Source organism: Marinobacter sp. CP1, from assembly GCF_001266795.1.
GTDB classification, from domain to species: domain Bacteria; phylum Pseudomonadota; class Gammaproteobacteria; order Pseudomonadales; family Oleiphilaceae; genus Marinobacter; species Marinobacter flavimaris.
This window is the reverse complement of record NZ_CP011929.1, coordinates 836,609-850,562: the sequence shown is the minus strand read 5'-3', so window position 1 is coordinate 850,562 and position 13,954 is coordinate 836,609. Positions and strand designations below refer to the sequence as shown.

General features: G+C 55.9%; 18 protein-coding genes. 9 read left to right on the top strand and 9 right to left on the bottom strand.

Annotated features, from left to right (window positions below; genetic code table 11):
* Window positions 1-114: 114 nt before the first annotated feature.
* Window positions 115-489, top strand: a complete 375-nt coding sequence (locus tag ACP86_RS04010) for a hypothetical protein (protein WP_227507814.1) — start codon at window positions 115-117, stop codon at window positions 487-489.
* A gap of 38 nt (window positions 490-527) precedes the next feature.
* Window positions 528-1,394 (top strand): DMT family transporter, encoded by an 867-nt coding sequence (locus ACP86_RS04005; RefSeq protein ID WP_053112811.1) that lies wholly within the window; start codon window positions 528-530, stop codon window positions 1,392-1,394.
* Here ACP86_RS04005 and ACP86_RS04000 read toward each other — a convergent pair.
* The gene (locus ACP86_RS04000) at window positions 1,364-1,855 is read right to left on the bottom strand and encodes a nucleoside deaminase (protein ID WP_176443066.1); all 492 of its coding nucleotides are present in this window, start codon (window positions 1,853-1,855) and stop codon (window positions 1,364-1,366) included. The genes ACP86_RS04005 and ACP86_RS04000 overlap by 31 nt on opposite strands.
* Window positions 1,856-1,865: 10 nt before the next feature.
* Window positions 1,866-2,495, bottom strand: a complete 630-nt coding sequence (locus tag ACP86_RS03995) for a DNA-3-methyladenine glycosylase family protein (protein WP_053112810.1) — start codon at window positions 2,493-2,495, stop codon at window positions 1,866-1,868.
* A 305-nt stretch (window positions 2,496-2,800) separates the two neighbouring features.
* On the opposite strand from ACP86_RS03995, the gene ACP86_RS03990 reads away from it, so the two are divergent.
* Window positions 2,801-3,250, top strand: coding sequence for a pseudoazurin (locus ACP86_RS03990; protein ID WP_053112809.1), 450 nt, complete (start codon window positions 2,801-2,803; stop codon window positions 3,248-3,250).
* 48 nt (window positions 3,251-3,298) lie between these two features.
* Here the strand turns inward: ACP86_RS03990 and ACP86_RS03985 are convergent, their stop codons facing one another.
* Window positions 3,299-4,237 carry a GGDEF domain-containing protein gene (locus tag ACP86_RS03985; RefSeq protein ID WP_053112808.1) on the bottom strand — a complete coding sequence of 313 codons (939 nt, stop codon included), beginning with the start codon at window positions 4,235-4,237 and terminating at the stop codon, window positions 3,299-3,301.
* Window positions 4,238-4,364: 127 nt separating this feature from the next.
* Between ACP86_RS03985 and ACP86_RS21995 the strand changes: the two genes are divergently transcribed.
* A complete protein-coding gene (locus tag ACP86_RS21995; RefSeq protein WP_176443065.1) occupies window positions 4,365-4,535 on the top strand; it encodes a hypothetical protein in 171 nt (56 codons plus the stop codon).
* Here ACP86_RS21995 and ACP86_RS23450 read toward each other — a convergent pair.
* The 3 genes from ACP86_RS23450 to ACP86_RS03975 all read right to left on the bottom strand — a co-directional run bounded on the left by ACP86_RS23450 (window position 4,510) and on the right by ACP86_RS03975 (window position 7,026).
* Window positions 4,510-5,265, bottom strand: a complete 756-nt coding sequence (locus ACP86_RS23450) for a putative 4-mercaptohistidine N1-methyltransferase (RefSeq protein WP_200905083.1) — start codon at window positions 5,263-5,265, stop codon at window positions 4,510-4,512. The two genes, ACP86_RS21995 and ACP86_RS23450, sit on opposite strands and share 26 nt — an antisense overlap.
* 119 nt (window positions 5,266-5,384) lie before the next feature.
* Complete coding sequence (ovoA, locus tag ACP86_RS23445; protein ID WP_200905082.1) at window positions 5,385-6,290, bottom strand: 5-histidylcysteine sulfoxide synthase; 906 nt, start codon at window positions 6,288-6,290, stop codon at window positions 5,385-5,387.
* Window positions 6,291-6,357: 67 nt separating this feature from the next.
* A complete protein-coding gene (locus ACP86_RS03975) occupies window positions 6,358-7,026 on the bottom strand; it encodes an MFS transporter (RefSeq protein WP_227507813.1) in 669 nt (222 codons plus the stop codon).
* A gap of 103 nt (window positions 7,027-7,129) precedes the next feature.
* Between ACP86_RS03975 and ACP86_RS03970 the strand changes: the two genes are divergently transcribed.
* The gene (locus ACP86_RS03970; RefSeq protein WP_008172343.1) at window positions 7,130-8,686 is read left to right on the top strand and encodes a BCCT family transporter; all 1,557 of its coding nucleotides are present in this window, start codon (window positions 7,130-7,132) and stop codon (window positions 8,684-8,686) included.
* Between the two features lie 76 nt (window positions 8,687-8,762).
* Complete coding sequence (locus ACP86_RS03965) at window positions 8,763-9,812, top strand: mechanosensitive ion channel family protein (protein ID WP_053112807.1); 1,050 nt, start codon at window positions 8,763-8,765, stop codon at window positions 9,810-9,812.
* Between the two features lie 32 nt (window positions 9,813-9,844).
* Here the strand turns inward: ACP86_RS03965 and ACP86_RS23660 are convergent, their stop codons facing one another.
* Window positions 9,845-9,964 carry a DUF2860 family protein gene (locus ACP86_RS23660; protein WP_008172339.1) on the bottom strand — a complete coding sequence of 40 codons (120 nt, stop codon included), beginning with the start codon at window positions 9,962-9,964 and terminating at the stop codon, window positions 9,845-9,847.
* Window positions 9,965-10,493: 529 nt separating this feature from the next.
* On the opposite strand from ACP86_RS23660, the gene ACP86_RS03955 reads away from it, so the two are divergent.
* From ACP86_RS03955 to ACP86_RS03945, 3 genes are all read left to right on the top strand, one after another.
* Window positions 10,494-10,877 carry a DUF2750 domain-containing protein gene (locus tag ACP86_RS03955; protein WP_008172335.1) on the top strand — a complete coding sequence of 128 codons (384 nt, stop codon included), beginning with the start codon at window positions 10,494-10,496 and terminating at the stop codon, window positions 10,875-10,877.
* Between the two features lie 114 nt (window positions 10,878-10,991).
* Window positions 10,992-11,432, top strand: a complete 441-nt coding sequence (trxC, locus tag ACP86_RS03950; protein ID WP_008172333.1) for a thioredoxin TrxC — start codon at window positions 10,992-10,994, stop codon at window positions 11,430-11,432.
* A 395-nt stretch (window positions 11,433-11,827) separates the two neighbouring features.
* Entirely contained in the window at window positions 11,828-12,406 is a 579-nt protein-coding gene (locus ACP86_RS03945) for a hypothetical protein (protein ID WP_227507812.1), read from the top strand.
* A 302-nt stretch (window positions 12,407-12,708) separates the two neighbouring features.
* On the opposite strand, the gene ACP86_RS03935 is transcribed toward ACP86_RS03945, so the two are convergent.
* Window positions 12,709-13,431 carry a cytochrome c biogenesis CcdA family protein gene (locus ACP86_RS03935; RefSeq protein ID WP_053112805.1) on the bottom strand — a complete coding sequence of 241 codons (723 nt, stop codon included), beginning with the start codon at window positions 13,429-13,431 and terminating at the stop codon, window positions 12,709-12,711.
* A gap of 25 nt (window positions 13,432-13,456) precedes the next feature.
* Entirely contained in the window at window positions 13,457-13,933 is a 477-nt protein-coding gene (locus tag ACP86_RS03930; RefSeq protein ID WP_053112804.1) for a hypothetical protein, read from the bottom strand.
* Window positions 13,934-13,954: the final 21 nt, after the last annotated feature.

Here is a 13,954-nt window from a genome sequence, read left to right as displayed (position 1 = left end):
GTTGTCCGTAGCGGGCCCCGATGCATTGAGTCCCGGGTAGTATAGGAAACCGGGACAGAACATGCCTGAGCGTTTATGATCGGCGATCTGATTCACCGGATTGAAAAGGCCCCTATGAAGTTTCCAAAGGTGACTGTTGTACTGGTATCTGCCGCCCTGCTGTTTGTTCTCTGGGACCAGACCCGCGAACAGCCCGACCCCATCGACGCAAGCCGCCTTTCCAACTTGCGGGCCAATCCCGTTGAACTCAGTGCTGCAGTCGACTGGATTTTCGGGCAGATTCCGGACTTCTGCTCGGATGTTACGGGCGAGGGTAGTGGCGCGACGGCCCAGTCTGATTGCGTCGAAAAAGCCGAAGCTCGAACCTCTACGTGTCGGCGGATGCTTTACGATAGATTCCCGAGTGTTGTTGCCTCGGAGGCGGTATTCCGGGATGTTTCGCTCACGGCCATGGCGTGTCTGGTGCCCCGATCAGGAATCGTGAACTAGCCAACGGTTCTTCCCGATAGTTACAGGATCCCAATTGCATGCCCATCTCTGCTCACTATGGTTTGACGGTACTGATCTGGGGGCTGACCTGGACAGCGATTCGGCTGCAGGTTGAAGCAGCCCCTGTCGATATCTCCGTGTTTTACCGGTTCGTTATGGCCTCTGTGGTGACACTGGTGGTTCTTGCCATCGCGCGCAAATTGGAGAGGCTTACCCTGAAACAGCACGGCTGGCTGGTACTGCAGGGAGCGACCCTGTACAGCATCAACTTCCTTCTGATCTATCGTGCGGCAGAATCGATGACAAGCGGTCTGCTGGCGGTGGTATTTTCCCTGGCCGCGCTGTTTAACGCCCTGAATGGCTGGCTCTGGTTGCGATTGCGGCCCACCGCTCGGCTGTATCCGGCAATCTCTCTGGGGATCACCGGTGTGGCCCTGCTGTTCTGGCACGATTTGCAGCTGGGTAACGCCACCGCCACCAGCATTTTGTTCGCCATTGCAGGAACTTTCTGGTTCTCCATGGGTAACCTGGTCAGCATCAAGGTGCGGATGTCACAGGTGCCGCTGTTCCTGGCCAACGCATGGGCCATGGTTTACGGCGCGGTGATTCTTGGCATCTGGTGCCTGTTGCAGGGTGTGGAATGGGTGGTGCCCACTTCAGCGACATTCTGGGGAGCGACTGTATTCCTGGCGGTGCCTGGCTCCATCATTGCGTTTTATTGCTACATCACGGTCATCCAGACTCTGGGCGCTGACAAGGCCGGCTACGCGACGGTGCTTTTCCCTGTGGTTGCCCTGAGCGTTTCGACCTGGCTCGAGGGCTTCGAATGGACAGCAACGGCTGTGTTGGGAGCATGCCTGGCGCTGTTGGGGAACTATGTTTTGTTTCGCTCCGCTAAGGCGTAGCGCTGGTGTAGCTCGCGGATGGCGTCTGCAAGAGCGGGGAAAGGACCCTCAGTAGGAACACCCGGCACCACCTGATTGATTGGCAAGGTTGCCACGGGTGGTGGCGCCACATGCAGCTCGTCCAGCCAGCTTGAAAGCTGCTCTGACGAGCTTGCATAAACAATGCGGCCGAGCCCCACCCAGCCATGAGCGGCTGCGCACATCGGGCAGTGTTCGCCGGAGGTGTATACCGTTGAGGCGGCTCGCTCATCCGGGGTCATGTTGGCAGCTGCCCAACGGGCTATTGCGAACTCGGGGTGCTGGGTTTCGTCTCCACCGGCAGTCTCGTTATGGCCCTCGTACCTGACGGCACCGGTTTCATCCACCAGCACGGAGCCAAAAGGCGGGTTTCCGCTGTCCACTGCCATTGACGCTAACTCCACACAGCGGGCCAGGTGTTTCATTTCGGTTTCGTAGATCACGCTGCCTCCTTCATTGACCTCGTGCGTCCAGGTAATGCATCCAAAGCATACGAGCGGCTACGGCTCGCCACGGCTTCCATTGTTCCGCAAAAACAAGTTGTTCATCTCTGGTTGGCCGGGCCTCCAGCTGTTTGATGTCCTGTAGCGCGGATGCCAGAGCCAGGTCTCCCTGAGGCCAGACATTCGCTCGCCGGAGCGCCATCATGTAATAGACGTCGACGGTCCAGGGCCCGAGACCCGGTATATCCAAAAGGTGGCTTCGGCCCTGCGCATCGTCAAGGGTGTCAAGCTTTAAGAGTTCCAGCGCACCGCTGGCAACCCGATTGGCGAGCTCGACGCAGTACCGGGCTTTTTGCCGTGTAAGCCCGACTTGCCTCAGCTCAGACTCGCCAGCCTTTTGGACCAATTCCGGGGTTACCGATCCTAGATGCGACGCGAGCCGCTGAAACATGGTGGCCGCGGCTTTGATCGAGACCTGTTGTTCCAGAATGATATGCACCAGTGAGGCAAACCCCGGCTCTCGAGCCCAGAGTGGCGGGTACCCAAGCCGGTCCCGGATCCTGTATAAATCGGAATCTCTCTCGGCCAGAACGTCAACGCCCATTCTCAAGGTTTCGTCATTGATCGTCTTTCGTTGCATAAACTCCTTTTTGCCTAATGGAGGGCCGATTGCTGGTCTCCGTTCAGGATCTGTTGTTGCACAAAGGAGCGAGCTTGCTCTGGCAGTGTATGCCGTCGATCTTTAGTTCCGCCATCATTCAATATCCGAAGACATGATGCCAATTTGTACGAAACAGCCCCTCCTTGGTTCTCAGGACCGAGCCCTGGCGAACCGGGGGCGTCATTCCCATAAGGATATGCCCTTAGAGTCGAAAGGAATCCTGGTATGGGTAGGATGCGTAACACTCAGTGCTTTCAATGACCAACCAATGAGGTGAAGTCACTATGAAATTAACGCTTAAACACACCGTTGCTGCAGTCGCACTCACTTTTATTTCTGGCGTTGCAATGGCGGCCGAACACGTCGTTGAAATGAAGAACTCCGGCGCTGACGGTGCCATGGTCTTTGAACCGGGATTTGTTAAGGCCGAGCCTGGCGATACCGTCAAATTTGTCCTGGTCGATCCAGCCCACAACTCAGTGTCCGTAGAGGTGCCTGAGGGTGCTGAAGGCTGGCAGGGAGCCATGAATGAGGGCATCACGGTGACCCTGAACGAAGAGGGTGTATACGTTTATAAATGCACGCCCCACGCCGCGTTGAACATGGCCGGTGTCATTCAGGTAGGCGAAGCTGTCAACTACGACTCTGCGAAAGCCGCCGTGGATAAGCTCACTGCAGCCGCTGCAACGAACAAGGACCGTCTGACCGGTTACTTTGAGCAAGTCCAGAAGTAAGTCAATCGGGATAGAGGCCGCTCACATTACTGCGCGGCCTTTTCTATTTTAATCGAAGACAATTCGATTACGGCCGTCCCGCTTCGCTTTATAGAGTCGCTGGTCGACCAGATCCAAGAAATCGGCGATGCGGTCGTGGCGTGAGGGAATCACAGTGCCTATTCCCATGCTCATAGTAACCTGTTTACTGTGCGGGCTGTCTCCCTGGGGAAGTTGTTCCTCAAGAAGCAACTGACGGCAACGTTCAGCCACACTGATGGCAGCTGGCGTGTCCGTTTCGGGCAGGATGATCACGAATTCCTCACCACCGAACCTTGCCACGAAGTCGCGGGGCCGTTGGGCCCCGTTCTCCAGTAGCGTAGCGATTCGCTTGAGACATTCATCACCCTGCAAATGGCCGTTAAGATCGTTGTACGCTTTAAAATTGTCGATATCGAGCAGTATGACTGACAGAGAAGACTGGTGTCGGATGGCGTCGTTCCAGTTCTCGTTCATGACGGTATCAAACATTCGGCGGTTTGCGACGCCGGTGAGTCCATCCTTGTAAGAATACTCTTCCAATTTCTTCTGCAGAGCGACCAATTCGTCTTCGGTTTTCTTGCGCTCGCTGATGTCGAACATAAAGCCGATCAGAGCCTCGACATCACCGTTATCGTCACGCAGTACATGCACCACATCCCGCAACCAGACGTATTCTCCTCGTTCGGTGAGGGCCCGATAGTCCGCCTCATGATCGACTCCGGCCTCGGATTGCGATACGCAGAAATTGACGACCCGCTCCCGATCCTCGGGGTGCATGCGGGTGGCCCAGTCGTCTACGGTTAGCCAGCTGTCCTGGGGCCAGCCGAGCAAGGCTTCAATCTGGGGCCCTATGTACTCGAATCGCATGGTTCGCCAGTTGATTTTCCAGGGAATCGCTTTGGTTGACTCCAATAAGGTTCTGTAAACGGAGCTATCTTCAACCAGTCCAGCGGGGTTGTCACTCAATTCATTGTTCTCCGATTACCGAGCCAAAGCAGCTCTGTGTCTGCGTGATGAACGTAATAGAAACATTGTCTCCTACAGTTAAGATAAACCAGTCCCGGCAACAAAAATACCGCTTTTGGCGCTTCGCATGAGCACCAACCCGGGTGGCGATAACGTTGACAGAGACATCGTGCTGGGGACGCTGTTGTGCCTGGCGAGCGGTCAAGTAGCCACCAACTGGTTCGATCAGTTGGTGGACCACGAGGCGATAAAAGAGGGGGTGACCGCGCTGATCAGCGTGGCAACCGCTCCCAGATAGTCACTTCTGAGAGGGTATGCTGGAACTTGTGCTGGGTTTCGCGGATAACGAAAGGCACCTTTCTCGGCTGACTGACTAGCCTGAAATGCTGTGAGAGGTGCTCTTTCAGGCCATCCAGCGTGGTGTGGTTCTCACCATCCTTTTTGAAACCGCCAATCCACTCTTCCTTCGGCGTGTGTTCCTCCAGCCAGGTGTAGGGTGAAGCAATAACCAACAGCCCACCGTCGTTGATTCGCTCGTGAATGCTGTCCAGAAAACGCCTTGGGCGGTAGAGGCGATCAATAAGGTTGGCCGCCAGAACAAGGTCGTAGCCCGAGTACTGCGGTTTCAGGTTACAGGCATCCCCCTGGTAGAAGCTCACGTTCTCAGAACATTCCTCGAGGCCAAGTTCTTTGAGCGTTCGGGTGTGATAGCTGACCAGTTCGCCTTCCTCTGCAAGCGCATAGCGAATAGAGCCTTGCTCGGCCATTTCCACGCCCAGCCTGATAAAGTTGGCTGAGAAATCGACGCCTTCCACCTGGTCAAAGTGCCTTGCCAGCTCGAAGCTGGACCGGCCACAGGCGCAGCCAAGATCCAGTGCTTTGCCGGTGGGCTTGCCATTCATGGCATCCAGGGCCAGATCCGCCAGGGCCTTCGGGAAGTTTTCCACACCAAACCAGGTATCGCCGAAGTGGAACTCCGCGTATTCAGTCAGCAACCGGTCGCTTTCGTAGTAGGCATTGGGTTGCACCGCTTCGCTTTCCGAGGCGATGTAGCGGAAGCCGGGCAGGAAGATGCTCCATGGTCCAGGTGCAGGTTGGCGTTGGCAGGGTCGTTGTCCACCTCTTTGATACCGGTTTCCTCCCGTTTTCACTCGCAAAAGGCTTTTGCTTCGTGGTAATTGACTTCCACCGGCCAGTCCCACGGCATCTCCACTTCCTCGGTCATCAGTCGCAGGTGCCACCCATTCTGCCAGCGCCAGAACGTTGGATGCCTGGCCTTGGCGAATTGGCGCCAGGCGCAACCTTCTTCACTCCAGAACCGGTCTTCCTGGTAACCGCCAGCTTCAACAAACGCCAGGAATTCCTGATTGCTGACCAGATACTGACTGGCCCTGAACTCATCGACCTCGGCTTCATGCTCGCCGTATTCATTGTCACAGCCGTAGTAGGCGTCATCGTAGGGTTTGCCGATTGAAACTGTGCCGGCTGGCACGGTGATCAGCTCGTTTTCCGGCGCTTCACCGGTTTCACGAATCGGGGCCCCTTCCGGCTGCGGGCGGACCATTGCCAGATCATGCTGGCGGATCAGTACAGACGAGGTCTCCAGATGGATACGCTCGTGCTCGACGCCCATGACGATGGGCCACCAGGGGCTCTCCCAATTGATTGGCAGGCTGAGCGGCAGTGTTTCGATCAACTCGAGAACGGTGGCCCGGACTTTGGCCCGGTAATCCATGACTTCGGCGACGGTAGGCCAGTCGTAATGGTCCTCGTCCAGATCGTCCCAACTCATCTCATCGACACCCACTGCAAAAATCGACTCCATGCGCGGATCGATGCGCTCGGGTAGCAGCTTGGCCAGAACCAGCTTGTTAACGAAGAATGGTGCGGTGTGGCCAAGGTAGAAAATGAGGGGGTGTCTCAGAGGGATCGACTTCTGGAAGTATCCGGCGTCCTCAGCAAACCTGTCGTGCGGCACGCCGCTCTGGATGAGAAGGCGGTTTCCGGTATTGGCACTGTCATTGTCGAACACGTCCTTTGTTTTTTTACCCACATGCATACGTTTCGATGGTCAGGGATGGTTCAATTCTCCCTGCAAACCGTTTAGAGCTTCCCTGTGGTCAAAATGTTACACGCCAGCTTCTTTCGCCAGGGCGACTGTCCGGGGCGCGCACCAGCTGCACCGAGGAGAATCGCCGTAGTAACGGACGGTTGATCAGGTTCAGGGCAGCCATGAACGCAATGTTGGCGGCGAATAGAATGGCAAACGTGCTGTTGGAGAGGCCAGACCATTCCTGGTAGATGAACGGGGAATGGGTGATGAACAACAGCATGGTGCTGAAACACAGAACCTGAATGCCGATAAAACGCATGGTGGTTTTATGTCTGAGCACCAGCAGGTAGTTGGTCACCAGGGACCGAATCGGTGTGGTGGTCGGGATTCGAGGCTGGGGCTTCGGAAAAAGCGCAACCTGCAGGGTCAGGACAAGAAACCCGGCGTAGCCCGCCAGCATGAGAAGTATCCACTGCCACTCGCCAAGCGCCAACATGAGTGACCCCAGCGAGGGTGCTGCAGCGGGCGCTATGAACGTGATCAGCCCAATGAGGCCGAACAGCCGGGCGGCATCCTGACCGCTGACCTCGTCCCGGATAATGGCGGGAACCGATACCGCACAGAACGCCCCGCCGATCCCTTGAGCGATCCGCCAGAACACCATGTCTGACAGAGTATCTGCCAGCGACACCATGACCGCACCGGCCATGAATATAAAGAGCCCGCCGAACAGCACGGGCGGCGGTTTTCATCGGAGCATGCGTATTTTCAGAAATCCCCGTGCATGAACCGCTCAATTCCTGTAGCCTGCGCGGCTTTTTCTTCCAGAGGCAGACCTTATGACCGTGCAATCCGAATCTCTCCCGCGAGCCAGAAGTGGGCCGCTGACAGACAGCGATCCCGTTGTTCTGGTGCTCACTATCGGCTTCATACTTCTGTTCGTAGGGGCCTCAATATTCGACAGTAGCTACGTGGCGGAACTCATCGGTAGCGGGTTTGCGTGGACCGCCACCTATCTGGGCTCCTTTTTCCAGTTACTGCTGCTACTCACATTCTTCATCGCCATTGGAACAGCCCTGAGCCGGGCCGGCGCCGCTCGGATAGGCGGACTGGATCGACCAGAAATCGGCCGTTTCCGGTGGCTGTCGATGATCATGTGTACCTTGTTGGCCGGAGGCGGGGTGTTTTTTGCCGCTGGTGAACCGGTTTACCACTTTGTTGTTACGCCTCCGGCTTTTAATACCGAAGCTGGCTCCGCCGCAGCGGTCGCTCCCGCCATGGCCCAGTCGTTCACGCACTGGGGATTCCTGGCATGGGCCGTGCTCGGCTCCCTGACAGCCCTGGTCCTGACGCGGGCCCACTACGGACAGGGCAAACCTTTGCAACCAAGAACGCTGTTGTACCCGGTATTCGGTGAGAAAGTCATTCAGGGGCGCCTCGGTGGTGTCATCGATGCCTTCTGTGTGATTGCCGTGGTGGCCGGCACCGTCGGGCCCATCGGTTTTCTCGCCACCCAGATGAGCTTTGGGTTGCATGAGCTGTTCGGAGTGCCAGACGGCTACGGTACCCAGCTGAGCGTTCTGGTGGTTCTGGCCGGGGTGTACATGACTTCTGCCATGACCGGTCTGCATAAGGGCATTCAGTTGCTGAGCCGTTTCAACGTGATATTGGCGTTGGTTATTGCCGGGGTTATCTTTGTCTTCGGCCCCACGCTGTTCCTGGCGAATACCTACACCCAGTCGATGGGTGAATACGTCACCTCGTTCTTTGCCATGGCAACCATGACCGCAGAAACGGCACCGGCCTGGTGGATGAAATGGTGGACGGTGTTTTTCTTTGCCTGGTTCATTGGTTATACGCCGTTGATGGCAGTGTTTGTTGCCAGAATCTCCCGGGGCCGGACAGTTCGTGAAATGGTTCTGGCGGTGGCCGTATTGGCCCCCATCGCGACCACCATCTGGTTCACCCTGCTCGGTGGCTCCGGTATCTATCACCAGCTAGCCGGTACTTTCGACCTGACTGAAGCTCTGAACAACTTTCGCTTTGATGTCGCCACACTGACCGTGGCTCAGGCTTTGCCCGGCGGCACCTGGATGGCGGCGGCGATTCTGTTGCTGACAACCATTTTCGTTGCCACCACCGGCGACTCCATGAGCTATTCGATTGCTATGGTCGGAGCTGGCCACGACGAACCAAGCCCTTGGATCCGTGTGTTCTGGGGCGGTGCCATGGCATTGATGGCGGCCATTCTTCTGTATATGGGCGCCGGCCAGATTGGCGTACTCCAGCAGTTCATCGTGCTGACAGCGATTCCGGTTTCACTGGTTATCCTCCCCTCGCTCTGGACCGGACCGAAAGCTGCCATGGCGATGGCACGGGAGCAAGGGCTGGTCTAGGCTTTTACGGGGCTGAGCGGAATACAGGGATGTGTTCGCCTGCCCACTTTTCTGATTGAAAGCTCGGGGAGGGCAGATGCTGGAATCGTTTGAAGCCGGTTTCAAGGCATGGTTGTGGCCGGGTTTTACGGCGATTCTCGCAGTTGCTGCGACCTATGTCGTGTACCGACTGGCTCTGGCAGTCTTTCGGCATTTTTCAGGGTCCAGGACGGTCATTCGCCTGTTCCTCGATGCGGCTGCCCGGGCGCTCGGTGTTGTTTTCTGTCTGCTCACCCTTGCAGGTTCGCTGGCGGCCGCACCACCGGATCTCCCGTTGATGGCGGCGATTCAGCAAATCACCACCCTTCTACTCATCCTTGCCATCACCTGGGCGGCCGTTCGACTGACATCGGCCATTGGCGAGGTCATTGTCGCGCTCAATCCAGTGCTGGAAGGGCATTGGAAGCGGGCGCGCAAGGTCGAGACCCAGACCCGATTCCTGGTCCGCGCACTTAATATTCTCATCGTGATCATCGGCCTGGGCGCTGCCCTGATGACCTTTGAATCGGTTCAGCACATGGGCGCCAGCCTTCTTGCCTCCGCGGGTGTCGGCGGCCTTATTCTCGGGTTCGCGGCCCGTCCTGTGTTGAGCAACCTGCTGGCCGGTATGCAGATCGCTCTGACCCAACCTTTCCGTATAGACGACGTGCTGTATGTGCAGGGCGAGTGGTGCTGGGTAGAGGAAGTGACAGCCACCTATGTGGTTTTGCGGGTCTGGGATCTGCGTCGCCTTGTAGTGCCACTGCAATGGTTTATCGAGAACCCGTTCCAGAACTGGTCCAGGAATACCGCAGAGTTGCTGGGAACAGTTTTTATCTGGGTCGACTACACCATGCCGGTTGAACCGCTCCGGCAGGAATTCACTCGTTTGCTCAATGAATCGGGGCTCTGGGATGGCGAATTTTCCTCGGTGCAGGTGACCGATTCCAGTGATCAGGCCATTCAGGTGCGTTTTTTGATGAGCGCCGCCAACTCCAGCAAGAACTGGGACCTGAGATGTGCGGTCCGGGAGGGCATGGTAACCTTCATTCAGGAACACTACCCGGCTCAGCTACCTAGGCTTCGAGCCCGAGTGGTTGAAAACTGAGCCTTGGTTGAGCGCTTGAAGGCCAGGCGAGATCAGAACTTATAATTTAGCCCCACCGCAAACAGGTACGAGGATTCATCGTAGAAGGTCAGGTTGGATTGGGTGTCGCCAAAGCCGGCAAAAGAAATAAACGACCAGTCCTTCCAGCCCATGAATTGCGGGTACTCGTAAGCTGCAAGCAGGCTGAGCTCATCATCAGAACGCTTTTATTGAACAACGTGCTGGCGCTGCCATCGACGTTAAAGTTGGACGTTGAAGAGATGATCCCCGCATTTAGCGAGACTTCACCACTGAATCCCTTTTGCGGAGGCGCCGGTTGCGCGAATACAGGCAACGCGATGCACAGGATCGGGAGGGCGAGGTACTTTTTCATTCGGATGCTCCGATTATTCTGAATTAGACGCCGTTTCGAGGTCTGACCTCAGTGATGCTCCTTTTACGCGTGAATAGTGTCTTGCGGTTCAGCATGGTTCTAGCGGTGCTGATTTTCCACGCCAAGATGAACTTTACTGGTGAATGGTTGCGAATCTCCCCGGAAATGTATCCCTTTATGCTCTTAGGCAACCTGGCCCTTGCAGCGTTGCTGATAATGTTTTGGATAAGCGGCCGCCAGTCTCCGCCAAATACGTGTTAGGCTCCGTCGAATACCGAAAAGCAAACGACAGGAGTGGCGTACCTGACATGAGCAGTGAAGACCTCAATCAAGTAATGGAAATGGATGGTGAAGAGCGGTACGACTACTTCCTGAGCCAAGTGGCCGAGGAACGGGAAATCTGGATCCTGGTTAACGGCCAGAGCCAATTCCTCAAGATCGCCTCGGACGATGGCGATGTGGAATACCTGCCCGTGTGGCCGGCTTCGGCGTTTGCCGCCGAGTACGCCAACGGCGGCGATGAGCTGACGCCCCGCAGTATTTCACTGCCGGACTTCTTCCGGAAATGGGTCCCCGGTTTAACGAAGGATGGCCTCGATGTGGGTGTATTTCCCGGCCCTGATAAAACGGTATGGATCACCGAGCCGGCAGAGCTCAAGCAGGATCTTCAGGACGTAATGTCTGATTTCTAGTACAGTTTTCATCGCCTGGCCGCTTTGGCGAGACGAGTAATATGAAGCGCTGCTTGATTTCGTCTGGTCTGCCCTGATCATTTATCTCAGTACACAATCTGAGGGCAATCAATCATGACTGATATCCGACACCTGGTCTGTCCCCACTGCCACAAGGTAAATCGCGTGCCTGCGGATAAATTGTCATCTGGCGGCAATTGCGGCGCCTGCAAACAGCCGTTGTGGCCGGATCAGGTTCTGGAACTTACAGACCAGAGCTTTGCTAATCATACCGGGCGCAGTGATCTGCCGGTGCTGGTGGACTTCTGGGCGAGCTGGTGTGGCCCCTGCAAAATGATGGCGCCTCAGTTCGAACAGGCCGCGAGAGACTGGCGGGGCAAGGTACGTTTTGCCAAGCTAAATACGGAACAGGCCCAAGGCCCGGCCAGCCAGTTTGGCATTCGCAGCATCCCTACCATGATCCTGTTCCAGAATGGCCGGGAAGTGGCCCGCCAGAGCGGCGCCATGAATCAGGCGCAGATCAGCCAATGGCTGCAGTCGAAGGGTATTCGCTAGCCTGATAAGGCTGTTTATTCGCTGGCCGGTCATTAAAACGCCACAATGGCTGAGGCCCTGCCATTGCAGGGCTGAAGACACCTATCCGAGCTGTTCCCACAAAGTTATCCACAGTTTTTGTGGGTAAAGCTGACTTTGCAGCGACATCGACTTTCTTATGGTATGTAGCCAGAATTCGAGCCAAACTGTCTGTAACTCGAAAGGCAGAGTCGGGCAAGCGACGGCCTTACCCGGTTGATCACTCCAACGAGGACCGAATGAGAGCAGTCCTGTTTATCATCATGGCATTCTGGTTCCTTCCAGTTTCGTCCCAAACGCTCAAGATTATGGGTTCGGACGAGAGCTTTCTCCCGTTTTAGTACGGCAATGATCTCAGCGAGGGCATTCTGGTCGAGGTGATCAATGAATTCACCAAACAGACCGGTATCGCAGCCGATTTCGTCCCGATGGCGCGTAAACGCCAGGCCTGGGCTCTGGAACGAGGACTGGCCAACGCGGTTTTCGCCAACCCGCTATGGATGCCTTTGCCGGACCAAATGCACGCCGTAGGGCCGTTGTTAACCTGGCGTGACCGCGTGTTCGCGCAACCTGGCCGGCGCCCGGACTCCTTCGATGACCTCAAGGGAGGTATCTGTCTTCGCAGATGGTTTGTCTACAGTGATGGGCTTGAGGGGCGGATCGGGAGCCATCTGGTGCGCCATGACGGCTACAATGCCCAGCAGATGCTGCAAATGTTTTTGCGCAAACGGTGCGATTACATCGTCATGAACGAAACGGAGTTCCGGTTTCTTGCAGAGCTGGGGGACGTAGATCCGGAACCTTATAGCACGGAACTGATAGACGCCGAGTGGCCGGTCTATCTTGGGATACTTGAAAACGAGACAGCTTTAATTGAAGCGGCGGAAGCTTTTTTCTCTACCTACACGATTGACGTGGAGGCCATGCTACCCAGACTGCCATGGCCGGACCGTTGAAGAGATTGATGGTCGGTTTGTCGATACGCCAGGCATGCGAGCGGCTTTCCAGGCGTCGTACCAGAATGTCCGCTTTGCAATCTAGCCGCATCCAGGGCACTACTAAACAAAAGCGGACATTCGCGACTCTCCACTGCGAGCCGGTTTTTGATCCAGTCTTGAAGAACGATGAACCGCTTCAATGGTTCGGCAATGCAAAACCATTAACGAAAAGGCAGCCCCATTTGTTCATGAAAGCTGTTCATACGCAGTATTTGAGTATGAATCCGTGAACCGTTCTCGTTAGTTTGGTTGTAGGAAGCTCAGCCAAGCCTTCCAAGAACTGGAAACGTCGACAACATCCATGACGCGAATACAGTCATCTGACCGGTGAGCACCAACACGCCCATGACAACGAGTACCAGGCCTGCAAACACTCTCAGCAGTCGACTCCAGCGACTGAACCAGCGCACTCGTCGGCGAAAGTGCTCAATGAATAGGGCAGTTCCCAGGAAGGGAAGAGCCAGCCCTAACGAATAGGCAGCAAGATACAACATACCTGCCTCGGCATTGGCATGGGTGGAGCTGAGCGCCAATATAGCCCCGAGTATGGGACCTATACAGGGTGTCCAGCCGATGGCAAATGCTATCCCCAGAAGAAAGGCGGCAGTGGGACGTCCGCCTTCAAGTGACTGTCCAATGCGCCATTCGCGCTGCAACGCCGGCATGCTCCACCAGCCCAGCATAAACAGACCCATTAGAACGATGAGCACGCCGGCCACCAGGTTGGCCTCTTCACGATAGGCCATCAACCATTGCCCTAAAGCACTTGCGCTTGCTCCCAAGGCAACAAAGATCAGACTGAACCCCATCACAAAACACAGGCTCAGCCAAAGGGCCTTCAACCGATTCGAAGCCTCAGTCAGAGCACCTCCAGTAACAACCGACAGGTAGCCGGGAACCAGAGGTAGCGTGCAGGGTGAAAAAAACGATATGAGACCACCGGCAAACGCGGCGGCAATTCCCCAGGTTGCAAGATCCGGCATCTAGCCTCCTATTGCTGCGAGTGCATCAAGCCGCCCAGAAATCAAATTTGATGCCTTTCTTGGAAGTGCCCTTGTCGATAATGGCCCGCGCGCGCCATAGCATTTTGCCTGTACCGCACTCCGGCAGGGTAAAGGTTCCCTGGTAGACGCCCTGGGCATTCGGTACCAGCTGGGTGCGGACCACGCCCATGTACATTTCAAGCCCTTCAAAATCGACGATTAGGGAGTCTGCTGTCATGTTAGCGAGATGCACACGAATGGGAATTTCTGTCATAGATTCGATGGCTTCATTACCTAAACCGACTGTGATGGCTTGATTGTCCTTTCGCCCGATACACTGACCCTTGAAAGGTGCGCATCCCTCGGTGGCGTAAAAAGTGACACCGGCATCCAGATCTGGCTTCAGGTACTGCGGCAGCACGAAAATTGCAGCGACCATCAGACTGAAACCGGCGATACCGAATAACCATGACCATTTCTTGAAGTGCTGATTCAACGACATTTTCGAGTTACCCGAGATCTA